This window comes from Nitrospirillum amazonense, from assembly GCF_007828045.1.
In the GTDB taxonomy this organism is placed as follows: domain Bacteria; phylum Pseudomonadota; class Alphaproteobacteria; order Azospirillales; family Azospirillaceae; genus Nitrospirillum; species Nitrospirillum amazonense_C.
In genome coordinates this window covers 53,910-79,317 of sequence record NZ_VITN01000025.1, presented here as the reverse complement: position 1 = coordinate 79,317, position 25,408 = coordinate 53,910, and the positions used below count along the sequence as shown (strand labels likewise).

The window sequence follows — 25,408 nt, the reverse complement described above, 5'->3', positions numbered from 1 at the left end:
GCCGGCTCCGGGAATTCCTGGAACTGCCCGGTGGCGGGATCGTAGCGCGCGATGGTGCCGGTGGCGGTGGATACCCACAGCCGGCCGCCGGCGGCGGGAACCAGGGCGGTGATGACGTTGCCCGGCAGGCTGCCGGCAACGCCGTCCTGGTGCTGGAAGGTGCGGAAGCGATAGCCGTCATAGCGGGACAGGCCGCCCTGGGTGCCCACCCAGATGAAGCCGTCGCTGTCCTGCGCCAGGGCCATGGCGATGGGGTGGGGCAGGCCGGCCTCACGGCCGACGCTGCTGAAGAGGGTGGCGTGCAGCCGCTCCCACCCCGCAGGCGCCGCGCCGGCGGCGGTGACAAGGATCAAGGGCGCCGCCGCGAGAATGGTCAGGATTTGTCGTAATTGCCGCACAACAGGTCCCTAAATCCCGGCATCATCCGCCACGCCGCTAGATGTACACGCGGCCAAGCCTTCCGGATAGGTCGGTTGACGATGAATCGCCAGGTTGATGACTAGGCGCACCCCGATATGGAGACTGGAGTCGCTACCGCTAATTTTAAATGGACGGCACTTAACGGGAAGTGAATTCGTTCAATATTGTCGAATGACAATAATAGTCGTTTGGTTCTGGGGGGTGAATGTTAGGGCTGCGTCAACCACGCTCGGCAGGCCGCCACCGGGTCGCGCCGGCCCCGCAGCCGCAGGTCCAGGGCTTCGGCCCCGTCCGCCGGGTGCAGGTGGGCGCCCCGGGCCCGGGCGATGTCGGCCAGGCGCGCGGCGGCGGTCGCGTCGCCGGAAAAGGCGACGTCGGGGATGCCCAGCGCCAGGGCGGCCAGGGCATGGCCGGCGGCGTCGCCGCAATCCAGCACGACTGTCAGGGGGGCCTCCGGGAACTCCGCCGCGATGGCGTCCAGCAGGGCGCGCCAGCCGCCGGCGCCCAGCGTCCCACCGGCGTCCGGCGCGCTGACCAGGCGCACGGGCGCGCCATCGGCCGCCGCCAGGGCGGCGCGGGCGTCATCCAGGCACAGGATACGGATGGGGCGGCTCACGGCGGTTCAATCCTGAAAGAAAAAGGGCGCCGCGGCATGGCCGCAGCGCCCTTCATCCTACGCGACCCCAGTCGGGATCAGCCAACCTTGTGCAGGGCGACGGCCGTGTCGCTCATGCGGTTGGAGAAGCCCCACTCGTTATCGTACCAGGTCATGATACGCACGAAGGTGCCGTCGATGACCTTGGTCTCGTTCAGCGCGAAGATGGACGAGTGCGGGTCGTGGTTGAAGTCGGTGGACACCAGCGGCTCGGCATAGACGCCCAGGATGCCCTTCAGCGGGCCCTCGGCGGCGGCCTTGATGGCGGCCGAGACTTCCTCGACCGAGGTGGCCTTCTTGGCCACGAACTTGAAGTCCACGACCGAGACGTTGGGGGTGGGGACGCGCAGCGAGGTGCCGTCCAGCTTGCCCTTCAACTCCGGCAGCACCTTGCCGACGGCCTTGGCGGCGCCGGTGGAGGTCGGGATGATGTTCAGGGCGGCGGCGCGGGCGCGATGCAGGTCCTTGTGCATCGTATCGACCGTGTTCTGGTCGCCGGTGTAGCTGTGGATGGTGGTCATGAAGCCGTGCTCGATGCCGATGGCATTGTTCAGCACATAGGCCACCGGGGCCAGGCAGTTGGTGGTGCAGCTGGCGTTGGAGACGATCTTGTGTTCCGCCGTCAGCTTGTCGTGGTTCACGCCGTAGACGACGGTGATGTCCTCATCCGTGCCGGGGGCGGAGATCAGCACCTTCTTGGCGCCGGCGGTCAGGTGCTTGGAGGCGCCTTCGCGCGAGGTGAAGATGCCCGAGCATTCCATGGCCACGTCGATGTCCAGGTCGCCCCAGGGCAGCTTGGTCGGGTCGCGTTCCTGCACGACCTTGATCGTGTGGCCGTTGACCACCAGGTTGCCATCGACCACCTCGACCGTGCCGGGGAAGCGGCCGTGCACGCTGTCGTACTTCAGCAGGTGGGCGTTGGTCTTGGCGTCGGCCAGGTCGTTGATGGCGACCACCTCGACGTCCTTGCGGCCGCTCTCGTAAATGGCGCGCAGCACCAGACGGCCAATGCGCCCGAACCCGTTGATGGCAACACGAACAGCCATGTGTCTTCCTCCGACATCGTTGAACCGCCCGAGGGATCGGGCTGGCTATGCTGAAACCTTGAAGATGGTAAACGCCACGCCATCGTTTTAGGCGCTATGGGGCTTGCATGGCAGGCCTACCATAGTGGGACGTCTCATCCGGACGCTCGTGTCAAAGCGGGGACCCGGGCCGGGATGGCCGGGCGCCCCCACCTTGGGTACTCATACTAACGGCATTTGATCGTGACCGCTCAAATGCCGCCCTCAGGTGCCGGGCGCCAGCATCCGCTGGCTTGGCTTCCTCGCTCCGCCCTGCGGTGCTCGCTCCGGCGGCCGCAGTCGCGGCCTAAGCGGCATGAGTCATACCTCATGCCGCCGGTATCACTCAGAGGCGGGCCTTGGCGGCCGCGACCACGCCGTCGACGGTGATGCCGAAGTGGGCGTACAGCTCCTTGTACGGGCCCGACTCGCCGAAGCCGGGCATGCCGACGAAGCCGCCCTTGGGGCCGATCCAGCGGTCCCAGCCCATGCGCACCATGGCCTCGACGCCGACGCGGACCACGTCGTCACCGCCCAGCACCTGGGCCTGGTAGCCCTCACCCTGCTCGACGAACAGCTCCCAGCTCGGCATGGAGACGACGCGGGTGGGGACACCCTCGGCCTGCAGCACGTCGCGGGCCTGCACGGCGATCTCCACTTCCGAGCCGGTGGCCAGCAGGACCACCTTCGCGGGGCCGCTGTCAGCCTCGCGCAGGATATAGGCGCCCTTGGCGGCCAGGTTCTCGTCCGTGTGCTCGACCCGCAGGGTGGCCAGGTTCTGGCGGGTCAGCGCCAGGACCGACGGACGGGTCTTGGACCGCAGCGCCAACTGCCAGCACTCCGCCGTCTCCACTTGGTCGGCGGGGCGGAAGACCAGCAGGTTGGGGATGGCGCGCAAGGCGGCCATATGCTCCACCGGCTGATGGGTGGGGCCGTCCTCGCCCAGGCCGATGCTGTCATGGGTCATGACATGCACCACCCGCTGCTTCATCAGCGCGCCCAGGCGGATGGCCGGGCGGCTGTAGTCGGCGAAGCACAGGAAGGTGCCGCTCAGCGGGATCACACCGCCGTGCAGGGCCATGCCGTTCATGGCGGCGGCCATGGCGTGTTCACGCACGCCGTAGTGGATGTAGCGGCCCTCGTACTTGTCGCGCTGCAGGCTGACGACGCCCTTGGTGCGGGTGTTGTTGGACCCGGTCAGGTCGGCGGAACCGCTCATCAGTTCCGGCACCACGTCGAAGATGGCATCCAGCACGTTGCCTGAGGCCTGGCGGGTGGCCACGCTGGGGCGGGCCTCCGTCGTGGCGCGCTTGAAGGCGGTGATCACGGCGTCCAACTCGGCCGGCGCGTCACCCGACTGGGCGGCCTTGAAGGCGGTGCCCAGGCTGTTGTCGGCGGCGGCCAGGCGCTGGTCCCAGGCGCCGGCGGCGGCGGCGCCCCGGGCGCCGTACTGGCGCCAGGCGTCCAGGATGGGGGCCGGGATCTCGAAGGGGCCATGCTCCCAGCCGTAGGCGGCGCGGGCGCCGGCGATCTCGGCCGCACCCAGGGGCGAGCCGTGGCTGGAGTTCTTGCCGGCCTTGGTCGGGGCGCCCAGGCCGATGGTGGTGCGGCAGGCGATCAGCGACGGGGTGCTGGTGGTCTTGGCCTGGGCGATGGCCGCGGCCACGGCCGCCGGGTCATGGCCGTCCACGGCCTGCACGTCCCAGCCATAGGCGACGAAGCGGGCCTTCACGTCCTCGGACAGGGACAGGTTGGTGGGGCCGTCGATGGAGATGCTGTTGTCGTCCCACAGGACGATCAGGCGGTCCAGGCCCAGGTGGCCGGCCAGCGAGGCGGCCTCATGGCTCACACCTTCCTGCAGGCAGCCGTCACCGGCGATGACATAGGTGTGGTGGTCGACCAGGGCGTTGCCGAAGCGGGCGTTCAGGTGACGCTCCGCCAGGGCCATGCCCACGGCGGTGGCGATGCCCTGGCCCAGCGGGCCCGTGGTCATCTCGATGCCGCGGGCCATGCCGTATTCCGGGTGGCCGGCGGTGCGGGCGCCCAGCTGGCGGAACTTCTTGATCTGCTCCAGGTCGATGTCCTCATACCCCGTGAGGTAGAGCAGCGCGTAGATCAGCATGGAGCCATGGCCGGCCGACAGCACGAAGCGGTCGCGGTCGGCCCAGTCGGGGCGCTTGGGATCGAACTTCAGGAACTGGGTGAACAGCACGGTGGCGACATCGGCCATGCCCATGGGCATGCCGGGATGGCCCGATTTGGCCGCTTCCACGGCGTCCATGGCCAGGACGCGGATGGCGGTGGCGAGATCCTTATGGGGAACGCCCCCGACGACATCTCCGGTTGCGGGCTGGGACGACATGGGCAGAGGGCCTTTCATCAAGCGGATGCGCTGTGCTCAGAAGGCCGGAAAGGGGGCAGCCGCTGGGGCTCCGTTCCGGCGGATTCGGCCGGGAAAGCCGCCACGGGAAGGCATTCCCGGGAGACGATCCAGGGCCCGACGCTCCCGATGAGTTGCGCCGCCGCACCGCCTTCTTTAAGGGCGTCGTGCGCGCACAGTCCAGGCGCGAGGGGCGGGCGGCACCATGACCGCCACCGCCTGCCGCGTCAAGGTCCGGTGCCCTCCGAAAACTGCAAGCGCGGCCGGCGTTAACGCCTGTATCCGGCGGGCCTTTCCCGCCGGGCTTCCCCATTCGTGGTCCGGTCGCCCGCGCGCCGGCGCCTAATCGCCTGTCCGCGCGGTTTTTTCGCTGGTCCCGACGGCTTTCTTTCTTTATTCGACGCCAGAGCTTATCCATCTTATTTGCACCCGACCTCCCTTCCATTGGCTATCGGACCCGTCTCGTCCCATGGAACGACTGAAGACCGCGCTGGAACGTCTGGATGCCGCCGTCCTTGTGCTGGACGGGGCGCTGGAACGACGGCTGGCGCGGCCCGCGGCTGTTGCCGGCGACGTGGATGAGACGGCCAAGGCCCGCATCGCCCAGCTGGAACGGGCGCTGGCGGCGGCGGAAGGGCGGGAGCAGGGTGCCAAGGCCGCGACCGCGGCCTTGTCGGAGCGGCTGGACCGGACCATCGGCCAGTTGCGTGCGGTGCTGGAGGACTGATTAGAAGATGGCCCGCGTGGACATCATCCTGAATGGACGCCCCTATGGCCTGGCCTGCGACGATGGCCAGGAACAGCGCCTGCGCGAGCTTGGCTCCTATGTCGATGCCCGCCTGCGCGAGGTGGCGCATGACGCCTCCGGCGGCAGCGAGACGCAGCTGCTGGTGCTGACCGCCCTCATGCTGGCGGATGAGATTTTCGACCTGCGGGCCGAGCTGGGGGGCCCGAGGCGTCCCGTCCCGGCCCCGGCGCCGGAGGCGACCCCTGCGCCCCGCGCAGAGGACGATAGCGTCATCGCGGCGGTCGATAGCCTGGCCAAACGCATCGAAGACATTGCGGCGCGGCTTGATCGCTCCTAAATTAGCTTTCTGGAACGGGGCTGCGCGGTTCGACAGGATGCTTTATCCCCAGGGCCGATACCCAATCCTCTAGGGGGCTGTCCCTGCCGACGCCGTGGTGTCGGACATATGGCTCCCACCTGCCTTGGCAGGCCGTGGAGGATACGCTTGTCCATCGGCCGTCGCGGCTCCTTCCAGACCCCTTTCCCCCTCCCGCCCCGCATGAATGATGCCGGGGCCTGTCCTTCGAGGGACCTTATCCGCCCGTGACCGCCGCATCCTCCCGTACCCACGACGTTTCCCTGGACCCTGGTGCCGCTACATCGGCCACGGGCCCGGCGGCCCTGCTGACGGAGGAGGCGGCGCGCGCCGCCAAGAAGGCGGTGCGGGTCTCGGCCCGCCGGGTGCGCGCGGAGCTGGAGCTGGACCGCGCCGCGGCATCCAAGGCGCTGGCCGACAATTTCCTGGGCGCGCTGCCCCGGATCACCGACGGCTTGGCCCCCGTGGGCCTTACCATCGCCTTCTACTGGCCCGTGGGGGATGAGATCGATCCCCGCCCGCTCATGCACCGGGTGGTCGCGGCCGGGGTGAAGGCGGCGCTGCCCGTGTGCCAGGCCAAGGGCCAGCCCCTGCTGTTCCGCCGCTGGCTGCCCGGCACCCTGCTGTCGCCCGACGTGATGGGCGTGCCGGCGCCGATGGAAGAGGCGGCACCCGGCGGTGGCGCCGTGGTGCCCGACGTGGTGCTGGTGCCCCTGCTGGCCTTTGACCGCCGGGGGCGGCGCCTGGGCTATGGCGCCGGCTTCTACGACCGTACCCTGGCGCTGCTGCGGCGCGAGCATGCCATCCAGGCGGTGGGCATCGCCTTCGCCGACCAGGAACTGGACAAGGTGCCCTGCGACGCGCATGACCAGGGCTTGGATTGGATCGTCACCGAGCGCTACGCCGTTCGGGCCGGGCAGCGGCGCAAGCGCTGACCGCTTTCGGGGTTGAGGAAGTCATGCGTCTGTTGTTCCTGGGTGACGTGGTGGGCCGCAGCGGCCGTGACGGCGTGTTGCGGCACCTGCCGGACCTGCGCAAGGCGCTGGCGCTGGACTTCGTCATCGTGAACGGCGAGAACGCGGCCGGCGGCTTCGGCATCACCGAGAAGATCGCGCAGGAGTTCTTCGCCGCCGGCGTCGACTGCCTGACCACCGGCAACCACGTCTGGGACCAGAAGGAACTGGTGGGGCAGATCGACCGCCTGCCCAACGTGCTGCGCCCCTTGAATTACCCGGAGGGCACGCCGGGTCGCGGCGCCTCGCTGCTGCCCACCCGTGACGGCCGGCGCAAGGTGCTGGTGGTCAACGTCATGGCCCGCCTGTTCATGGACGCCCTGGACGACCCCTTCGCCGCGGTGGAGAAGGTGCTGCGCACCTATCGCCTGGGCCCCAACGCGGCGGACGCCATCGTCATCGACGTGCATGGCGAGGCCTCGTCGGAGAAGATGGCCATGGGCCATTTCTGCGACGGCCGGGTTACCCTGGTGGTGGGTACCCACACCCACACGCCCACGGCCGACACCCAGATCCTGAACGGCCGCACCGCCTATCAGACCGACGCCGGCATGTGCGGCGACTATGACAGCGTCATCGGCATGAAGAAGGAGGCGGCGGTGCTGCGCCTGACGCGCAAGCTGCCGACCGACCGCCTGACCCCGGCGGAGAACGACGCCACCGTCAGCGTCTGCGGCGTGTTCGTGAAAACGGACGACCGCACCGGCCTGGCCCTGCGGGCCGAGGCAGTGCGCGTGGGCGGCCGCCTGTCGCAGGCCATGCCTAAGCTGGCCTGAGTCGGCCGCACTTTCGCCCTGCCGCCCGCCGCCGTTCCGGTTAGCCCCCCACTCCGGTGAGCATTGCAGAAACCTCCTTGGCGGCGTCGCCGGAATTCCGCCATAAAGCGGCCGTAACTCGGACGGAAAGCACGGTCCTGTGACAAGCCTGTGGCAAGCTTCGCCCCCAGGCCTGTCCCTGGGCGTGCCTGATGCCACAACATGTGGTACAAGCTGCCCGGATATACCCCCGCTCAACCCCATATAGAGTTCAGGGTCCCATGGCTGGACATTCACAGTTCAAGAACATCATGCACCGCAAGGGCGCCCAGGACGTCAAGCGGTCCAAGCTGTTCAACAAGCTTGCGCGTGAAATCACCGTGGCCGCCAAGGCGGGCCTGCCCGACCCGGGGCACAATCCGCGCCTGCGCGCCGCCATCCAGGCCGCCCGCGTGCAGAACATGCCGCGCGACCGCATCGACCGCGCCATCAAGCAGGGCACGCCCGGCGCCGGCGACGACACCAACTATGATGAGGTGCGGTATGAGGGCTACGGCCCCGGCGGCGTTGCCCTGATCGTCGAGGCGCTGACCGACAACCGCAACCGCACCGCCTCGGAAGTGCGCTCGGCCTTTTCCAAGCACGGGGGCACGCTGGGCGAGACCAACTCGGTCAGCTTCATGTTCAACCGCATCGGCCTGATCACCTATCCGGCCGCCGTGGCGGATGCCGACACCGTGCTGGAAGCCGCCATCGAGGCCGGCGCCGACGATGTCAGCAGCGATGAGGAGAGCCATTCCATCATCACCGGCATCGACAGCCTGGGTGAGGTGCGCGACGCGCTGGAAGCCAAGTTCGGCGCGCCGGAAGGCGCCAAGCTGACCTGGCAGCCGCTGAACACGGTGGCACCGTCGGAAGACGCGGCGCAGAGCCTGCTGAAGCTGCTGGACGTGCTGGACGACAGCGATGATGTGCAGAACGTCATCGGCAATTTCGAGCTGTCGCCGGAGCTTCTGGAGAAGCTGGGCTAAGCCGGACGGGAAGGGGGACGGCGGCCATGGGGGATCGGTCGATCCGCGTGCTGGGCCTTGATCCGGGCTTGCGCAACATGGGCTGGGGCGTCATCGACGTCTCGGGCAACCGGTTGACGCATGTCGCCGACGGGGTCGTGCATTCCGACGACCGGGACGACCTGGCCCGCCGTCTCGTCACGCTGTACGACGGCCTGCAGGACGTCATCCGGACCTGGACGCCGGATGAGGCGGCGGTGGAAGAGACCTTCGTGAACAAGAACCCCGTCTCCACCCTGAAACTGGGGCAGGCGCGGGGCATCGCCCTGCTGGCCCCGGCGCGCGAAGGGCTGCCCGTCTCGGAATACCCGCCCAACCTGGTGAAGAAATCGGTGGTGGGCGCCGGCCACGCCGACAAGACGCAGGTGCAGGCCATGGTGCGCATGCTGCTGCCGGGCTTCCAGCTGTCCAAGGCGGACGCCGCCGACGCCCTGGCCGTGGCCATCTGCCACGCCCACCACAGCCAGACCCGGCGCCTGGTGGGCGGCATCATGGCGGGGGCGGCGCGATGATCGCGAAACTCAAGGGCCTGCTGGACAGCACCGGCCTGGACTGGGCCATCATCGACGTGGGCGGGGTGGGCTATCTGGTCTCCGCCTCCTCCCGCACCCTGCGCCGCTTGGGCGGGGTGGGGGAGGCCGTCTCGGTCCTGACCGAGATGTGGGTGTCGGAAGACAAGATGCAGCTGTTCGCCTTCGCCGACGTGGCGGAGCGGGACTGGTTCCGCCTGCTGACCACGGTGCAGGGCGTGGGCGCCCGCGTGGCGCTGGCCGTGCTGTCGGTGCTGTCGCCGGAGCAGATCGCCCAGGCCCTGATGGCCCAGGACAAGACGGTGCTGACCCAGGCCGATGGCGTGGGGCCGAAGCTGGCCACCCGCATGATCAGCGAACTGAAGGACAAGGTGCCCTCGCTGGCGCTGGCCCCCACCTTGGCCGGCACGCCGGCCGGCAAGACGGACGCGGCCGCCGCGCCCGCCGCCAACGGCGCCGTGGCCGACGCGGTCTCCGCCCTGGTCAACCTGGGCTACAAGCGGCTGGAGGCCTTCGCCGCCGTCACCACCTGCGCCGCCCGCCTGGGGCCTGAGGCCGGCGTTTCCGAACTGATTCGCGCCGGGCTCAAGGAACTGAGCGCATGAGCGGCGGCCCGGAATCGGATCGCCTGGTGAGTCGCGAGCGCGCCGCCGGCGATGGCATGGACGTGTCGCTGCGCCCGCTGTCCCTGGCCGACTTCACCGGCCAACGCCAAGTGCGCGAGAACCTGTCCATCTTCATCCAGGCCGCCCGCTCACGGGGCGAGTCGCTGGACCATGTGCTACTGTTCGGCCCGCCCGGCCTGGGCAAGACCACGCTGGCCCAGATCGTGGCGAAGGAGATGGGGGCGGGGTTCCGCGCCACCTCCGGCCCGGTCATCGCCAAGGCCGGCGACCTGGCGGCCCTGCTCACCAATCTGCAGCCGCACGACGTGCTGTTCATCGATGAGATCCACCGCCTGTCGCCGGCGGTGGAGGAAATCCTCTATCCGGCCATGGAGGATTTCCACCTGGATCTCATCATCGGTGAGGGCCCGGCCGCCCGCTCCGTCCGCATCGACCTGCCGCCCTTCACCCTGGTGGGCGCGACCACCCGCTCCGGCCTGATCACCCGGCCCTTGCGGGAGCGCTTCGGCATTCCCCTGCGCATGCAATTCTATGAACCGGAAGAACTGCAGCTGATCGTCGGCCGCGCCGCCCGCCTGCTGGACATGACGCTGCTGCCGGAAGGGGCGCTGGAGATCGCGCGCCGCTCGCGCGGCACGCCGCGCGTGGCCGGCCGCCTGCTGCGCCGGGTGCGCGACTTCGCCGCCGTGGCCGGCGCCACCGAGATCGATGCCCGCGCGGCCGATATCGCCCTCACCCGGCTGGAGGTCGATCGGCTGGGCTTCGACGCCATGGACCGGCGCTATCTCAATTGCATCGCCAACAATTACGGTGGCGGCCCGGTGGGGGTGGAGACGCTGGCGGCCGCCCTGTCGGAACAGCGCGACGTGCTGGAAGAGGTGATCGAGCCCTACCTGATCCAGCAGGGCCTGCTGCAGCGCACACCGCGCGGCCGCCTGCTGACCGACATGGGTTATCGCTACCTGGGCCTGCCCGCCCCCATCGCCACCCCGGCACGCCAGCTGGACCTGCTGGGCCCTGGTGACGGGGTGGATATGGAGGAGGGGCCCGATGTCTGAGGCGCCCAATCGCTCCGCCGATCCTTTGGCCGGCCACATGGTGGGCGACGTCCACCACTTCCCCGTCCGCGTCTATTACGAGGACACGGACGCCGGCGGCATCGTCTATCACGCCAACTACCTGCGCTATGCCGAGCGGGCGCGAACGGAAATGCTGCGGACCTTGGGCGTGCCGCATGCGGAGCAGGTGGCGGCGACGGGTGTCGCCTTCGCCGTGCGCCGCTGCACCATGGACTTCCTGGCCCCGGCCCGGCTGGAGGACACACTTTTGGTGCGCAGCCGCATCACCAGTGTCACAGGCGCCACGGTTTTGGCGGAACAGACCATATACCGGCCACAAAGTGGTGGCATCGTTGCGCCCGGCATGGCGACCCCAGACACGGAGACGGGGGAAGACCAGGTCCTGGTCCGGCTGAGCCTGAAACTGGCCTGCATCAACGCCCAAGGGCGGGCGGTGCGGGTCCCAACGCCGGTGGCGCAGGCTTTCGCCCGTTTGGGTGTGGCCCGCGACTCCGGTGACAACGCACGCCGCGTCAGCGGCGAAAAGATCAATTCGAAGGGTGACGGCGCGTCGGCGGGCGTCCCGTCTGAAGAGTGAGAGTGGCGATGCAGCATCAGATCATGAATTTCGTGGCCCTGGGCGCCAATCCGGCGGCGGACCTGTCGGCCCTCAGCCTGTTCATGACGGCCAACTGGCTGGTCAAGGCCATCATGCTGGGGCTGCTGGCGGCCTCGGTCTGGGTGTGGGCCATCATCTTCGACAAGTCGATCAAGCTGCGCCGCATGAAGGCCGCCGCCGCCGATTTCGAGGAGCAGTTCTGGTCCGGTGGTTCGCTGGACCAGCTGTATGAAGAGGTGGGCAAGGCCCCCAGCGACCCGCTGTCCGCCACCTTCGCCGCCGGCATGCGGGAATGGCGGCACGCCAATGAGCGCGGGCTGACCTCCTCCGGCGCCATGCGCGCCAACCTGGCCCAGCGCATTGAGCGCGTGATGTCCGTGACCGTCAGCCGCGAAATGGCGCAGACGGAACGCTACATCACCGTGCTGGCCACCGTCGGGTCCAACGCCCCCTTCGTCGGCCTGCTGGGGACGGTGTGGGGCATCATGCACAGCTTCACCAGCATCGCGGCGGCCGGCAACACCAGCCTGGCGGTCGTGGCCCCCTCCATCGCCGAGGCGCTGTTCGCCACGGCCCTGGGCCTGGTGGCGGCCATCCCGGCCAGCATCGCCTACAACAAGTTCTCGTCCGACATCGCCCGCTTCGGCGACCGGCTGGACTCATTCGTGACAGAATTCAGCGCCATCCTGCAACGCCACCTGGAAGAGCGGGGCTGACATGGGCGCGTCGCTATCGGGAAAGCAGTCCACCGGCCGGGGCCGCCGCCGCGCGCGTCCCATGGCCGACATCAACGTGACGCCCATGGTGGACGTCATGCTGGTGCTGCTCATCATCTTCATGGTGACCGCACCCTTGCTGACCGTGGGCGTGCCGGTCGATCTGCCCAAGAGCAAGGCGCCCGCCATCCCCGGCCAGGATGAACCGCTGGTCGTGTCCATCCGCGACAACGGCGACGTCTACCTCAACGAGACCAAGACGGACCTGACCGAGCTGGTGCCGCGCCTTCAGGCCATCAGCCAGAACAACGCCGACGCCCGCATCTTCGTGCGTGGCGACAAGTCCCTGGCCTATGGCCGCATCGTCGAGGTCATGGGGGCGATCAGCAGCGCCGGTTACAAGAAGGTGTCGCTGATCGCGCAATTGCCTGACACCCCGGCCCGTCGCTAGCAGGAAGCCAGACCGATCCCATGCGTCCGGCCATCATCTTTTCAGTCGTCCTGCATGTCGCGCTGCTGCTGCTGGCGATCCTTGGCCTGCCTTTGCTGAAAAGCGAACCGCTGGTCATGTCGGAGCCCGTGGCGGTGGAGATGGACATCAGCGAGCTGACCAACACGTCGGTCAAGCCGCCGGAGACCCCGCAGCCGCCGGCGCCGAGGGCGCCCGAGCCGCAGCCCGACCCGACCCCGCCCACCCCGCCGCAGCAGCAGGCGGAGGCCGAGCCGACCCCGCCGCCGCCGGAAAAGGTGCCGGACAAGCCGGTACCGCCCGAACCGCCAAAGCCGGAGCCGCCTAAGCCTGCGCCTACCCCGCCGCCCCCGCCGGAGCCCGAGGCCCTGCCCATCAAGAAGATGGAGGTGCCGAAGGTGGAGGAGCAGAAGACGGTGGAGCTGGAACAGCCCAAGCCGGTGCCGAAGCCGGAGCCGCCCAAGCCCGAACCCCCCAAGCCCGAACCCAAGAAGCCTGAGCCGCCGAAGAAGGATACGCCGTCCCTGGACAGCATCCTGAAGAACGTGGACAAGCTGAAGGAAGACAAGCCCAAGGACACCCCGGCGAAAGACACGCCGAAGACACAGCAGACCTCGGTGGCTCAGCCTCAATCCGACCATCTTTCGGCGTCAGAACAGGATGCCCTGCGCTCGCAATTGGCGGGTTGCTGGGCGGTGCCGGCTGGCGGCAAGGATGTGGACAAGATGAGCGCCGACATTCGCGTCACCTTCGACAGTTCCATGCGCGTCACCAAGGTGGACTACGTGTCCGGCAACGGCTCGCTGTCCAACCCAACGTACCGCAGCTTCGTGGAAAGCACTCTCCGCGCGCTGCAGAAGGATCAGTGTTCGACCTTGCGCCTGCCCAAGGAAAAGTACGGCGGGGCCGGGTCCATCGTGTTCACGTTCAGCCCGAAGGACATGTTCTGATGACCACGCGACAGACGCTAACCGCCCTACGGCGCGCCATCGCCCTGGCTGCCGTGATGATCATGGCGGTCGCGGTTCAGGCCAAGGCCGAGCTGCACCTCGATATCACCACGGGCAATGTCCAGCCGCTGCCCATCGCCGTCACCCAGTTCTATGGTGAGGCGGTGGGCGCGCAGATCGCCAATGTGGTCGAGGCCGACCTGGAACGCTCCGGCCTGTTCCGTCCGCTGGACCACCGCGCCTTCATCCAGACGCCGGACCAGCTGGCCAACGGCCTGCCGCGCTACGGCGACTGGAAGGTCATCAACGCCCAGGCCCTGGTCAGCGGCACTGCCAGCGTGCAGCCCGACGGCCGGCTGAAGGTGGAATTCCGCCTGTTCGACGTGCTGGCGCAGCAGCAGCTGACGGGCCTGGCGTACTTCACCCAGCCCGACGGCTGGCGGCGCATCGCCCACATCATCGCCGACGCCATCTACAAGCGCATCACGGGCGAGGACGGCTACTTCGACACCCGCATCGTCTACATCGCCGAATCAGGTCCGGCGACGGCGCGGCAGAAGCGGCTGGCCATTATGGACCAGGATGGCGAGAACAACCTGTATCTGACCGACGGCCGGGTGCTTGTGTTAACGCCGCGTTTCTCGCCCACGGCTCAGGAAATTACATACCTGAGTTACTTCAACAACAGGCCTAGGGTGTACATCTTCAACGTGGACACCGGCCGGCAGGAAGTTTTGGGTGACTTTCCGGGCATGACCTTCGCCCCGCGCTTCTCGCCCGACGGCAACAAGGTCATCATGAGCCTGGCCCAGAACGGCAACACCGACATCTACCTGCTGGACCTGCGCACCCGTCGCCAGACCCGCCTGACCGACAATCCGGCCATTGATACGGCCCCGTCCTTCTCGCCTGATGGAAGTAAAATTACTTTCGAATCCGATAGAGGCGGAAGTCAGCAGATCTATACCATGAATGCTGACGGCACGAATGTGCAGCGCATTACTTTCGGTGCCGGCAAGTATGGCACGCCGGTGTGGTCGCCCCGTGGTGACCTCATCGCCTTCACACGGATCAACGGCGGCCGGTTCTCGATCGGCGTGATCCGCCCCGACGGTTCCGGTGAGCGCGAATTGAGCACGGGCTACCTGGTTGAGGGACCGACCTGGGCACCCAACGGCCGTGTCCTCATGTATTTTAAGGAAAAGCCGACGGGTGAGGGCGGGCGCCAGCGCCAGGTGCGCCTCTACTCCATCGACCTCACCGGTCGCAACGAACGGCAGATGCTGACGCCCACGGACGCGTCCGACCCCGCTTGGTCGCCCTTGATTCCGTGATGGGGCCACAGTACTTTCGCAGCGCAAGAGCGACGTAAGACTTGTCGGTCTACAGAGACGGGAATAAGTGGCGGTGGCGGCTTGACAGCCGCCGCCGCCACCTCACTTCAATCGAGATCGCGGTCGCGATAATAGCAATCCCACTTTAAAGTTGTCCGTAGGGGGTCTCAAACTATGCGCATGAAATACCTGAGCCTGTGTGCTGCTCTGGCCCTGGTGGCCGCTTGCTCCTCCACGCCGGAGAAGAAGGCTGAAGTCGCCACCGGCGGTACCGCCACCACCACCACCACGCCGCCGGCCCCCAAGCCGACCGGTCCGGTCCCGGGTTCCAAGGAAGACTTCGTGGTCAACGTTGGTGACCGCGTGTTCTTCGGTTACGACAAGTTCGACCTGACCCCGGAAGCCACCGCGACCCTGGATAAGCAGGCCGCCTGGCTGAAGAAGTATGGCCAGGTCACGATCACGATCGAAGGCCACGCCGACGAGCGCGGCACCCGCGAGTACAACCTCGCCCTGGGTGAGCGTCGCGCCAACGCCGTGAAGAACTACCTGACCGCCACCGGCGTCGATCTGGCCCGCGTGCAGGTGATCAGCTACGGCAAGGAGCGTCCCGCCGTCCTCGGTTCCAACGAGGCCGCCTGGGCGCAGAACCGTCGCGGCGTGACGGTCATCAACTAAGCTGCCCCACCCGGGTGGTTGGTTAAAAGGGCGCCGTTCGACCCCGTGGGGGTCGGGCGGCGCCCTTTTTCATGGCGCCCGCTTTACTGTCGCTTACTGGGCGAATAGTACTTTTGGGCAGCGTAATACTGCTTATGAGGTAAATGGGCCTGCGGACGCCCCTTCCGGGCGGGCGGGTCCCGCGCTAAGGTCGCGCTTGGCGGGCCGGTTGGCCCTTGCCAAGCTTGTCTTCCGTTCCCCGCTGATCCTTCCCCGGAACCGATCCATGACGCCGTCGCTGTCGTCCCCGACCTTCTCCTCTTCCCAGACTCGTGACAGCCGCCGCTGGTGGCAGGGCGCGTCCCGTTGGATGGCGCGGTGCGGCATGGCCGCCCTGGTCGCCGCCCCGCTGCTGGCCCCGGCGCCGGCCGGCGCGCAAAGCCGGGACATGCAGGACCTGCTGAACCGCCTGTCCCGGCTGGAGACGGACGTGCAGACCCTGTCGCGCGACGTCTACCGCAACGGCGTCAAGCCCTCCGGCCCCATGACCGGCGCGCCGGGCGGCGGCGGCTCGAACGCGGCCGGCGAGATCGAGGTGCTGAAGCTGCAGATGGAAACCCAGACGCAGCAGCAGACCGGGAAGTATGAAGAACTGGCCTATCAGGTCAGCCAGATGAAGGAGCGGCTGGACAAGCTGTCGGCCGACATCGACCTGCGCCTGCAAAAGCTGGAGGACAAGGCCGGTATCGGGCTTGGGGCCTCCACCGGCGGTGGTGGTGGCGGCGGCGATGCCGGTGCCCCCCCGTCGCCTGACCTCAAGGGCGCTGGCAAGCCGCCGCTGCCCGGCACCGACACCGGCGCGGTGCCGCCCCCGGGCGGTGCCAAGGGCGGCGCGCCGGCCACGGCGCCCGCCGACTCCGGTGGCACCCTGCCGGCCGGTCCGGCGCAGGACCAATACGACTACGCCTTCAACCTGCTGCGCCAGGGCGACGCCCCCAACGCGGAAAGGGCCTTCACCCAGTTCCTGAAGCAGAACCCCGACAGCCCGCTGGCCTCCAACGCCCAGTACTGGCTGGGGGAGACCTTCTATATGCGCGGCAACTACAAGTCCGCCGCCGTGGCCTTCGGTGACGGCTATAAGAAGTACCCCAAGAGCAACAAGGGTGCCGACTACCTGCTGAAGCTGGCGCTGTCGCTGGATGGCCTGGGCGACAAGGCCAGCGCCTGTGTGGTGCTGAAGCAACTGGACGCCGACAAGGACGCCGCCCCCACGCTGAAGCGCCGGGGCGAGGACCAGAAGAACCGCCTGGGCTGCAAGTGAGAAGGAAAGGGGGGCGCCATGGGCGACGACCGGGCGCCCCCCGCATCATTCATGGAGCCTGGCATGGAGCCTGGCATGGAGCCTGGCATGGAGCCGGGCGAGTCGCGGGGTGTGGCGATCGACGACGCCCGGTTCGCGCGCCTTTTGGCCCCATTGGGCCCGTTTGAGACCGCCCCCACCCTGGCTGTCGGCGTTTCAGGCGGCCGCGACAGTTTGGCGCTGACCCTGTTGGCCGACCGCTGGGCGCGCGCCCGCGGCGGCCAGGTCGAGGCTTACACCGTGGACCACGCCCTGCGGCCGGAGTCGGCGGCGGAGGCGGCGCAGGTCGGCCGCTGGCTGGCGGCGCGGGGCATTTCCCACACCATCCTCACCTGGACCGGCGCCAAGCCCGCCACCGGACTGCAGGCGGCGGCGCGCCAGGCCCGCTATGACCTTCTGGCTGCCGCCTGCCGGGCGCACGGCATCCTGCACCTGTGCCTGGCCCATCACCGCGAAGACCAGGCCGAGACCGTGGCCCTGCGCCAAGCCGGTGGCAGCGGGGTGGAGGGCTTGGCCGGTATGGCCGTTGCCCGCGCCCTGGCCGATGTGCGCCTGCTGCGCCCCCTGCTGACCGTCAGCCGCGCCGATCTTGGCGCAACCTGCCGCGCTTTTGGCCAGCCCTGGATCGACGATCCGTCCAACCTCATGGAGCGCTATGCCCGGGGCCGGCTGCGGCGCCAGGGCGTGCCGCAGGGCGACCTGCTGGCCCTGGCAGCGCAGGCCGGCCGCGCGCGATCGGTGCTGGAGTCTGGCCTGGCCGACGCCGTGGCCCGCCATGTGCTGCTGGCGCCCGAAGGCTATGCCGTCGTGGAGGCGGATGCCCTGTGGGAACTGCCCCGGCCCGTGGCCTTGCGCCTGCTGGCCGGCTTGGCGGCGGCCGTGGGCGGGCAGCCCTATCTGCCGCCGACGCAGGGGGCGGAGCGTCTGCTGGCGGCCTTGCCCGGCTTGTGGGCGTCCGAGGCCGGCGCGCTCGCACTGACCCTGGCCGGCGCCCAGGCGCGGCGGCTGGGCGGTACCGGGCACCGGCGACGCTTGATGCTATTGCGCCAGGCGGGACGCATGGCGCCGCCGGTCCCCCTGACGCGCGCGGCCACCCGCTGGGATGGGCGTTTCCAGGCGGTGGGGTACTCCGGGAAGGGGGCGCTCACGCTGGGCGCCCTGGGCACGGTCGAGGCGCGCCGGCTGGCGGCGCTGGACCTGCCAGCGCTTCTCCGGATTCCCAAGCCGGTCTTGCCCACCCTGCCGGCCCTGCGCCGGGACGGCCCGCTGGTGGCGGTGCCACATTTGGCCTGGGCCGTGGAGCCGCTTTCGACGGGCGAGGGGACGCCGGTGGGGGAGGGAACCTTGCCCCGGCTGGCGTTCCGTCCGCTGTCGCCCCTGGCACCTCCCCCGTTTTTGCCGCCTATGGAGGCCGGCCTAGACGTGATGGCAGTTGTCTCTGACGCCCGCGTCATTATCTAATGGAAACGGTCCCGGTGGATATCCCGCGTGAAATGCGCGAAATCCGCCGGGTGGGCTGCGACCCCCGCCATTGAAACCGGCCATGCGGGCCGGGTGGCAGGGCGCGGTTGGTCGAGGAAAGGCTGAGAGACGTGAACAACTTCGGTAAAAATTTGGCGCTGTGGGCTTTTATCGGCGTCTTGCTGTTCGTTCTGTTCAACCTTTTCCAGACTTCCACCAATCGGACGACGCAAGCCAGCATCCCCTTCAGCGAACTGCTGGAAGAGGTTGATCGCGGCACCGTCGCCGACGTGACGATCAAGGGCCCGCAGGTCACCGGCCATTATCGCGACAACCGCACCTTCTCGACCTACGTGCCGCCGGAGAGCAATCTGGTGACCCGCCTGGCCGACAAGAACGTGAAGATCACCGCGGTGCCGGACGACAGCGGCAACCCGACCCTGTTCAGCATCATCATCTCCTGGCTGCCCATGCTGGTCCTGATCGGCGTGTGGATCTTCTTCATGCGCCAGATGCAGTCCGGCGGCGGCAAGGCCATGGGCTTCGGCAAGAGCCGCGCCCGCCTGCTGACCGAAAAGGTGGGCCGCGTCACCTTCGACGACGTGGCCGGCATCGACGAGGCCAAGCAGGAACTGGAAGAGATCGTGGAGTTCCTGAAGGACCCGCAGAAGTTCCAGCGCCTGGGCGGCAAGATCCCCAAGGGCGTGCTGCTGGTGGGGCCGCCGGGCACCGGTAAGACGCTGACGGCCCGCGCCGTGGCGGGTGAGGCCAACGTGCCGTTCTTCACCATCTCCGGCTCCGACTTCGTGGAAATGTTCGTCGGCGTGGGCGCGTCCCGTGTGCGCGACATGTTCGAGCAGGGCAAGAAGAACGCCCCCTGCATCATCTTCATCGATGAGATCGACGCCGTCGGCCGCCACCGTGGCGCCGGCCTGGGCGGCGGCAATGACGAGCGTGAGCAGACCCTGAACCAGCTGCTGGTCGAGATGGACGGTTTCGAGGCGAACGAGGGCGTCATCCTCATCGCCGCCACCAACCGCCCCGATGTCTTGGACCCGGCCTTGCTGCGCCCCGGCCGTTTCGACCGTCAGGTGGTTGTGCCCAATCCCGACGTTTCCGGCCGCGAGAAGATCCTGAAGGTCCACATGCGCAAGGTGCCGCTGGCCCCCGATGTGGACGCCCGCACCATCGCCCGCGGCACCCCCGGTTTCTCCGGCGCCGACCTGTCCAACCTGGTGAACGAGGCGGCCCTGCTGGCCGCGCGCGCCGGCCGCCGCGTGGTCGGCATGGGCGAGTTCGAGGCCGCCAAGGATAAGGTCATGATGGGCGCGGAGCGCCGGTCCATGGTCATGACCGACCGGGAAAAGAAGCTGACCGCCTATCACGAGGCCGGTCACGCCCTGGTCGGCCTGTTCATGCCGGAGAGCGACCCGCTGCATAAGGTCACCATCGTGCCGCGCGGCCGCGCCCTGGGCGTGACCATGAGCCTGCCGGAGCGGGACAAGTACGCCTATTCCAAGATCGAGCTGGAATCCAAGCTGGCCATGATGTTCGGCGGCCGCGTGGCGGAAGAGCTGATCTTCGGGGCGGAGCAGGTGACCACCGGCGCCGGCAACGACATCCAGCAGGCCACCAACATGGCCCGGCGCATGGTGACGGAGTTCGGCATGAGCGCGCGCCTGGGCCGGGTGCGCTACAACGCCAACGAGCAGGAAGTGTTCCTGGGCCATTCCGTGACCCAGCAGCAGAACATCTCCGAAGCCACCTCCCAGCTGATCGACGAGGAAATCCGCCGCATCATCGAGGAGGCCGAGGGCCACGCCCGCCGTATCCTGACGGAGCATATGGACGACCTGCACAACGTCTCCAACGCTTTGCTGGAATACGAGACGCTGTCGGGTGACGAGGTTCGCGCCCTGCTGCGGGGCGAGAGCATCGTGCGTCCCGAATCGACGGAGCCGCCCAAGGTGCCGCCGCGCGGCGTCGGCCGCCGCACCTCGGTGCCCACGACCAGCGGCACCACCAGCGCGGAACCCGGCCCCTTCACGCCGGAGCCGCAGCCCGGCACCTGATCCCGGCTGCACTTCTTCGCAAAACCCCCGGTCGCCCCAGGCGCCCGGGGGTTTTGTTTTTCGGGAACGGCCCGCCGTGGGGCAGGGCTGCCGCCAGGGTGGATGACGCCGGCGCGGGCGGGGGACTAGGATCGCGGCAACGCGTGAGAGGAAGCCCATGCCATCCGACCTGCCTTCCGTTTCGTTGGACCCCTGGGCTTCCGGGGCATCCGTTGCCGCCGAAGACGTGTACCTGACCCCTGTGGGCTTGCTGTCCGGCTTGCACGCCCCCGATAGCCATCCGCTGGCGGGTACGGCCTTGTCCTTCACCCAGGTGGAGGTGGCCGTGCGCCGGCCGGATGCGGTCGCCCGCAAAGTGATGGAGTCGCGCGGCCTGGCCGCTTGGGCCGCCGCCGCCGGGGTGGGCGAGGCTGTCGGCCGGCGCCTGGCCGCCTTGTCAGCGCCGCGCCCGGCCTTCGCCGGCCTGGACCTTTCCCGCCCCCTCGTGATGGGCATCGTCAACGTCACGCCCGACAGCTTTTCCGACGGCGGGGACTATGTCGCCGCCGAGGCTGCCATCGCCCATGGGCGGGCCCTGATGGCGGCCGGCGCCGACATCCTGGACATCGGCGGCGAGAGCACGCGGCCGGGCGCCGCCCCGGTGTCGCCGGAGGAGGAGGCCGCGCGGGTGGTGCCCGTCATCCGCGCGCTGGCGGCGGCGGGGGCGGTCATCTCCGTCGATACCCGCCACGCCCCGGTCATGGCGGCGGCCCTGGACGCCGGCGCCCGCATCATCAACGACATCAGCGCGCTGGAGGGCGACCCCGACAGCCTGGCCCTGGTGGCGGCGCGCGGCTGCCCGGTCGTGCTCATGCACATGCAGGGCGACCCCCGCACCATGCAGTTGGAGCCGCGCTACGCCGACGCCGCGCTGGACGTCATGGACTATTTGCTGGCACGGGTGGAGGCGTGCGTGGCCGCCGGCATCCCCCGTACACGCATCGCCGTCGATCCCGGCATCGGCTTCGGCAAGACGGTGGCGCATAATCTGGACATTCTGCGCCACACGGCGCTCTATCATGGCACTGGCTGCGCCCTGCTGGTGGGCCTGTCGCGCAAGCGATTCCTGGCCGCGCTGTCGCGGGGGGAGGCGCCGAAGGACCGGCTGGCCGGATCGCTGGCCGGCGGCCTTGCGTGCCTGGACCGGGGCGCGCATATCCTGCGGGTGCACGACGTCGCGGAGACGGTGCAGGCTCGGGCCCTGTGGCAGGCGCTGCATGGATGATGAGGTGATTGAAGGCCGGCGACGGCCGGCCCCGGAGCGAGTACCGCAGGGCGGAGCGAGGAAGCCAAGCCGCCGGATGGCGGCGCCCGGCGTTTGAGGGGGTCTTTTGGCGGTTACGGCAAAAGACCATGTGAGACAAGAATCGACGGCGTGAAAGACGATGGCGCGTAAACTGTTTGGTACCGATGGCATCCGGGGCACGGCCAATACCGAGCCCATGACAGCGGAGACGGCCCTGAAGGTGGCCATGGCGGCCGCCCTGCAGTTCCGCCGGGGCAATCACCGCCACCTGGTGGTTATCGGCAAGGACACGCGCCTGTCGGGCTATATGCTGGAACCGGCGCTGGTGGCCGGCTTCGTCTCCATGGGCATGGACGTGACCCTGGTGGGCCCCATGCCCACGCCGGCGGTGGCCATGCTGACGCGGTCGCTGCGCGCCGACATGGGCGTCATGATCTCCGCCTCGCACAATCCCTTTTACGACAACGGCATCAAGCTGTTCGGACCGGACGGCTACAAGCTGTCCGACGAGGTCGAGGCGGCCATCGAGGCGCGCATGGTGGAGGGCTTCGCCGGTGACCTCGCCGGCGCCAAGGATTTGGGCCGGGCCCAGCGCCTGGATGACGCCATCGGCCGCTATATCGAGCAGGCGAAGGCCACCTTCCCGCGCGGCCTTCGCCTGGATGGGCTGAAGATCGTGGTCGATTGCGCCAACGGCGCCGCCTACAAGGTGGCGCCCAAGGTGCTGTGGGAACTGGGGGCCGAGGTCATCCCGGTGGCGGTGGCGCCCGACGGATTCAACATCAACAAGGATTGCGGCGCCACGGCGCCCAAGGCCATGCGCGACGCCGTGGTGGCCCATGGCGCCCACCTGGGCATCGCCCTGGACGGCGACGCCGACCGCCTGATCCTGGCGGATGAGACCGGCACCCAGATCGACGGCGACCAGGTCATGGCCCTGATCGGCTGCGCCTGCGCCGACGCCGGCACCCTGCGCGGCGGCGGTGTCGTGGCCACCGTCATGTCCAACCTGGGCCTGGAGCTGCACCTGAAGGGCCGGGGCCTGAGCTTGGCCCGCACGCCGGTGGGTGACCGTTATGTCGTGGAGCATATGCGCGAGCATGGCTACAACGTCGGTGGCGAACAGTCCGGCCATATCGTCCTCTCCGATCATGGCACGACGGGCGATGGCCTGGTGGCGGCCTTGCAGGTGCTGGCCGTGATCCAGCAGTCGGGCAAGCCGGCGTCGGAAGTCCTGCGTGTCTTCCAGGCCCTGCCGCAGGTGCTGAAGAACGTGCGGTTCGAGCCGGCGGGCGGCACCACGCCCCTGGCCGCCGCCAGCGTTCAGGATGCCATCCGCGCCGGCGAGTCCCGCCTGGGCGGCACCGGCCGCGTCCTGATCCGCAAGTCGGGCACCGAGCCGCTGATCCGCGTCATGGCGGAGGGCGACGACCAGGGCCTGGTGATGGCGGTGGTGGACGACATTGTCGCCGCCATCAAGGACGCCGCCCCGGCGCCGGCCTCCAAGGTCGCGGAATAAGGGCATGCGCGGCCGTATCCTGATCGTCGCCGGGTCCGACAGTGGCGGTGGCGCCGGCATCCAGGCGGACATCAAGGCGGTGACGGCGCTGGGCGGCTACGCCATGACGGCGGTGACGGCCCTGACGGCGCAGGACACCCATGGCGTCCAGGCGGTGATGCCCGTTCCGCCGGAATTCATTGCCCTGCAGATGCGGCTGTGCCTGGCCGATATCGGCGCCGACGCGGTCAAGACCGGCATGCTGGCCTCCGCCGAGGTCATCGAGACGGTGGCCGAGGTGCTGAGCGAGGTGGGCGTGCCCGCCCTGGTGGTCGATCCGGTCATGGCGGCCAAGGGCGGCCAGCGCTTGCTGGAGGATCGCGCCATGTCGGTGGCGATCACGCGACTGCTGCCCATCACCACGCTGCTGACCCCCAACACGGTGGAGGCGGCGGCCCTGACCGGCCTTCCCCCGGAAAGTTTCGAGGGCGACAGCCTGGACGGGATGCGCCGCGCCGCCGACCGCCTGCTGGAGTTCGGCGCCCAGGCCGTGCTGGTCAAGGGCGGGCACCGCGCCGGCCCGGTGGTGACCGACCTGCTGGTCACCCGCGGTGGGGAACACAGCTACAGCGCCCCCCGCTTCGACAGTGTGCACACCCACGGCACCGGCTGCACCCTGGCGTCGGCCATCGCCTGCGGTTTGGCCCAGGGGCTGGCCGCGCCCCAGGCGGTGGAACGGGCGCACGCCTATGTGCAAGAGGCCATCCGCACCGCGCCCGGCTTCGGCGGCGGCCACGGGCCGTTGAACCATATGCACACGGTCCGGCCGTTCCCCTAAACCAACACCTCACTCATCGCGGGCTCGGCCAGCAGGGCGGCGATCGTGCGCAGGCCGTGTTCCAGCACCTCCTCCCGCTCCACCCCGCCGATGCAGACGCGCACGGCGTGGGGCGTGTCGCCCCGCGCCACGGCGAAGGCGTCGGCCGGCGTGACGCGCACGCTCCGGCTCAGCAGCGCGCGGGCGAAGTCCTCGCGCCGCCAGGGCTCGGGCAGGGTCAGCCACAGGTGCGGGCAGGCGGGGTCGGAGGGGACGCCGGGCAACAGGCGGCGGGCCTGGGCCTGACGGTCCGCCACCAGGGCGCGGCGCTGGGTGGCGCTCTCCAGCGCGGCACCGGACAGGATGAACTCGGCCGACAACTCCGCCCCCAGCGGGTTGACGCCCAGCAGGGTGGCGCGCAGCAGGGTGCGCACCCGATCCATCAGGGCCGGCGGGCACAGCAGGAAACCGGTGCGCAGCCCGGGCATCAGGTTCTTGGACAGGCTGGTCAGGAACAGCACCCGCTCCGGATCCAGCGCCGCCAAGGGTGGCGGGCCGGGATCGTCGGCCAGGAAGCCGTAGACATCATCCTCCACCACCCGGATGCCGGCCTGCCGGCAAACGGCCATCACCGCCTCGCGGCGGTCGGGCCCTTGCGTCACCGTGGTGGGGTTGTGCAGGCGCGGCATGCAGTAGAGGGCGTGGGCGCCGTGGGCGCGGGCCGCCTGCTCCAGCGCGTCGGGCAGCAGGCCCCCGCCATCCATGGCCACCGGCACCAGCCGCAGGTCCAGCAGCCCGGCCAGGGGCTTCACCGCCGGATAGGACAATTGCTCCACCAGCAGACTATCGCCGGGCCGGGTGATGGCGGCCAGGGCCAGGTGCATGGCGTTCTGCCCCCCGGCCGTGGGCAGCACCAGGGCCGGGTCCACCGTCAGGCCCGTGGTCTGGGCAATCCACGCCGCCCCCGCTTGGCGGTGGCGGGCGCTGCCGTTCACGGGGGGATAATGCATGAGGCCCGACAGGTCGTTACGCGACGCCAGACCCAGCAGCGCCTGGCGCAGACGGTCCTCGTTGGGGTGCTGCGCCAGCGCATTGACCGACAAGTCGATGATGCCGGTGTTGTCCACCGGCGCCTCCGCCGGCCGGGGATCGCGCACGAAGGTGCCGCGCCCGACCTCCCCTCCGATTAGGCCGCTGCGCTCGGCTTCCGCGTAGGCGCGGGTGACCGTGCCCACGGTGACGCCCAGGCGCCAGGCCAGATCCCGGTGGGTGGGCAGCTTGGCGCCAATGGGCAGGGCGCCACTACCGATGTCGTCCTGCAGGGCGGCGGCGATGGCGCGATAGCGCGGGCCCGGGCGGTGGGTGATGTCGGGCAGCCAATGCGGCTGCTTTTCGGTCATTGTCATGGCGACAATATCGGCATTGATGAAGAAGTGTCTCTGTTCTATTCCGGAATTGTCCCCATTGTCATCCGCCTTCACGCGTCGACACTGTCA

General features: G+C 68.9%; 24 protein-coding genes and 1 other RNA gene. 21 read left to right on the top strand and 4 right to left on the bottom strand.

Translation table 11 applies throughout. The annotated features are described in order from the left end of the window. Positions 1-628: 628 nt before the first annotated feature. The 3 genes from FBZ89_RS26260 to tkt form a co-directional block, all read right to left on the bottom strand. Positions 629-1,036, bottom strand: a complete 408-nt coding sequence (locus tag FBZ89_RS26260) for a hypothetical protein (RefSeq protein ID WP_145753574.1) — start codon at positions 1,034-1,036, stop codon at positions 629-631. A gap of 77 nt (positions 1,037-1,113) precedes the next feature. Next, positions 1,114-2,121 (bottom strand): type I glyceraldehyde-3-phosphate dehydrogenase, encoded by a 1,008-nt coding sequence (gene gap / locus FBZ89_RS26255; protein WP_088871801.1) that lies wholly within the window; start codon positions 2,119-2,121, stop codon positions 1,114-1,116. A 364-nt stretch (positions 2,122-2,485) separates the two neighbouring features. After that, positions 2,486-4,501, bottom strand: coding sequence for a transketolase (tkt, locus tag FBZ89_RS26250; protein ID WP_145753572.1), 2,016 nt, complete (start codon positions 4,499-4,501; stop codon positions 2,486-2,488). 487 nt (positions 4,502-4,988) lie between these two features. Between tkt and FBZ89_RS26245 the strand changes: the two genes are divergently transcribed. From FBZ89_RS26245 to thiD, 21 genes are all read left to right on the top strand, one after another. Further along, the gene (locus FBZ89_RS26245; RefSeq protein ID WP_145753570.1) at positions 4,989-5,246 is read left to right on the top strand and encodes a DUF4164 family protein; all 258 of its coding nucleotides are present in this window, start codon (positions 4,989-4,991) and stop codon (positions 5,244-5,246) included. 7 nt (positions 5,247-5,253) lie between these two features. Continuing rightward, positions 5,254-5,604, top strand: a complete 351-nt coding sequence (locus FBZ89_RS26240; protein WP_004273341.1) for a cell division protein ZapA — start codon at positions 5,254-5,256, stop codon at positions 5,602-5,604. Between the two features lie 14 nt (positions 5,605-5,618). Beyond that, positions 5,619-5,778: non-coding RNA, 6S RNA (ssrS, locus tag FBZ89_RS26235), on the top strand. A gap of 71 nt (positions 5,779-5,849) precedes the next feature. Next, a complete protein-coding gene (locus tag FBZ89_RS26230; RefSeq protein WP_246172594.1) occupies positions 5,850-6,557 on the top strand; it encodes a 5-formyltetrahydrofolate cyclo-ligase in 708 nt (235 codons plus the stop codon). 23 nt (positions 6,558-6,580) lie between these two features. Further along, complete coding sequence (locus FBZ89_RS26225; RefSeq protein ID WP_145753568.1) at positions 6,581-7,411, top strand: TIGR00282 family metallophosphoesterase; 831 nt, start codon at positions 6,581-6,583, stop codon at positions 7,409-7,411. Positions 7,412-7,671: 260 nt separating this feature from the next. After that, positions 7,672-8,421, top strand: a complete 750-nt coding sequence (locus FBZ89_RS26220; protein ID WP_145753566.1) for a YebC/PmpR family DNA-binding transcriptional regulator — start codon at positions 7,672-7,674, stop codon at positions 8,419-8,421. Between the two features lie 26 nt (positions 8,422-8,447). Beyond that, positions 8,448-8,972, top strand: coding sequence for a crossover junction endodeoxyribonuclease RuvC (gene ruvC / locus FBZ89_RS26215; protein WP_088871799.1), 525 nt, complete (start codon positions 8,448-8,450; stop codon positions 8,970-8,972). Next, on the top strand, positions 8,969-9,595 hold the full coding sequence (ruvA, locus tag FBZ89_RS26210; protein ID WP_145753564.1) for a Holliday junction branch migration protein RuvA: 627 nt from the start codon (positions 8,969-8,971) through the stop codon (positions 9,593-9,595). Before ruvC ends, ruvA begins: the two co-directional genes overlap by 4 nt. Next, positions 9,592-10,674, top strand: coding sequence for a Holliday junction branch migration DNA helicase RuvB (ruvB, locus tag FBZ89_RS26205; RefSeq protein WP_145753563.1), 1,083 nt, complete (start codon positions 9,592-9,594; stop codon positions 10,672-10,674). The genes ruvA and ruvB overlap by 4 nt, the downstream gene beginning before the upstream one ends. Next, positions 10,667-11,272 carry a YbgC/FadM family acyl-CoA thioesterase gene (locus FBZ89_RS26200; RefSeq protein ID WP_281292048.1) on the top strand — a complete coding sequence of 202 codons (606 nt, stop codon included), beginning with the start codon at positions 10,667-10,669 and terminating at the stop codon, positions 11,270-11,272. The genes ruvB and FBZ89_RS26200 overlap by 8 nt, the downstream gene beginning before the upstream one ends. Positions 11,273-11,280: 8 nt before the next feature. After that, positions 11,281-12,009: a protein TolQ gene (tolQ, locus tag FBZ89_RS26195; RefSeq protein WP_050898128.1), complete on the top strand. Its 729-nt coding sequence runs from the start codon at positions 11,281-11,283 to the stop codon at positions 12,007-12,009. 1 nt (position 12,010) lies between these two features. Next, entirely contained in the window at positions 12,011-12,460 is a 450-nt protein-coding gene (tolR, locus tag FBZ89_RS26190) for a protein TolR (RefSeq protein WP_145753561.1), read from the top strand. Positions 12,461-12,480: 20 nt separating this feature from the next. Continuing rightward, positions 12,481-13,428 (top strand): hypothetical protein, encoded by a 948-nt coding sequence (locus tag FBZ89_RS26185; protein ID WP_145753559.1) that lies wholly within the window; start codon positions 12,481-12,483, stop codon positions 13,426-13,428. Continuing rightward, positions 13,428-14,762: a Tol-Pal system beta propeller repeat protein TolB gene (gene tolB, locus FBZ89_RS26180; RefSeq protein WP_145611635.1), complete on the top strand. Its 1,335-nt coding sequence runs from the start codon at positions 13,428-13,430 to the stop codon at positions 14,760-14,762. Before FBZ89_RS26185 ends, tolB begins: the two co-directional genes overlap by 1 nt. A gap of 174 nt (positions 14,763-14,936) precedes the next feature. Next, positions 14,937-15,440, top strand: a complete 504-nt coding sequence (gene pal, locus FBZ89_RS26175) for a peptidoglycan-associated lipoprotein Pal (protein WP_145753557.1) — start codon at positions 14,937-14,939, stop codon at positions 15,438-15,440. A 265-nt stretch (positions 15,441-15,705) separates the two neighbouring features. Then, positions 15,706-16,740: a tol-pal system protein YbgF gene (gene ybgF / locus FBZ89_RS26170; protein ID WP_145753555.1), complete on the top strand. Its 1,035-nt coding sequence runs from the start codon at positions 15,706-15,708 to the stop codon at positions 16,738-16,740. A 75-nt stretch (positions 16,741-16,815) separates the two neighbouring features. Further along, positions 16,816-18,240 (top strand): tRNA lysidine(34) synthetase TilS, encoded by a 1,425-nt coding sequence (gene tilS, locus FBZ89_RS31255; protein WP_246172593.1) that lies wholly within the window; start codon positions 16,816-16,818, stop codon positions 18,238-18,240. A gap of 131 nt (positions 18,241-18,371) precedes the next feature. Next, positions 18,372-20,312 carry an ATP-dependent zinc metalloprotease FtsH gene (gene ftsH, locus FBZ89_RS26160; protein WP_145753553.1) on the top strand — a complete coding sequence of 647 codons (1,941 nt, stop codon included), beginning with the start codon at positions 18,372-18,374 and terminating at the stop codon, positions 20,310-20,312. Positions 20,313-20,469: 157 nt separating this feature from the next. Beyond that, the gene (gene folP / locus FBZ89_RS26155; RefSeq protein ID WP_145753551.1) at positions 20,470-21,576 is read left to right on the top strand and encodes a dihydropteroate synthase; all 1,107 of its coding nucleotides are present in this window, start codon (positions 20,470-20,472) and stop codon (positions 21,574-21,576) included. Between the two features lie 160 nt (positions 21,577-21,736). After that, a complete protein-coding gene (gene glmM, locus FBZ89_RS26150; protein ID WP_145753549.1) occupies positions 21,737-23,116 on the top strand; it encodes a phosphoglucosamine mutase in 1,380 nt (459 codons plus the stop codon). A gap of 4 nt (positions 23,117-23,120) precedes the next feature. Further along, positions 23,121-23,933, top strand: coding sequence for a bifunctional hydroxymethylpyrimidine kinase/phosphomethylpyrimidine kinase (gene thiD, locus FBZ89_RS26145; protein ID WP_145753547.1), 813 nt, complete (start codon positions 23,121-23,123; stop codon positions 23,931-23,933). Here the strand turns inward: thiD and FBZ89_RS26140 are convergent. Continuing rightward, on the bottom strand, positions 23,930-25,318 hold the full coding sequence (locus FBZ89_RS26140; protein ID WP_145753545.1) for an aminotransferase-like domain-containing protein: 1,389 nt from the start codon (positions 25,316-25,318) through the stop codon (positions 23,930-23,932). The genes thiD and FBZ89_RS26140 overlap by 4 nt on opposite strands. Positions 25,319-25,408: the final 90 nt, after the last annotated feature.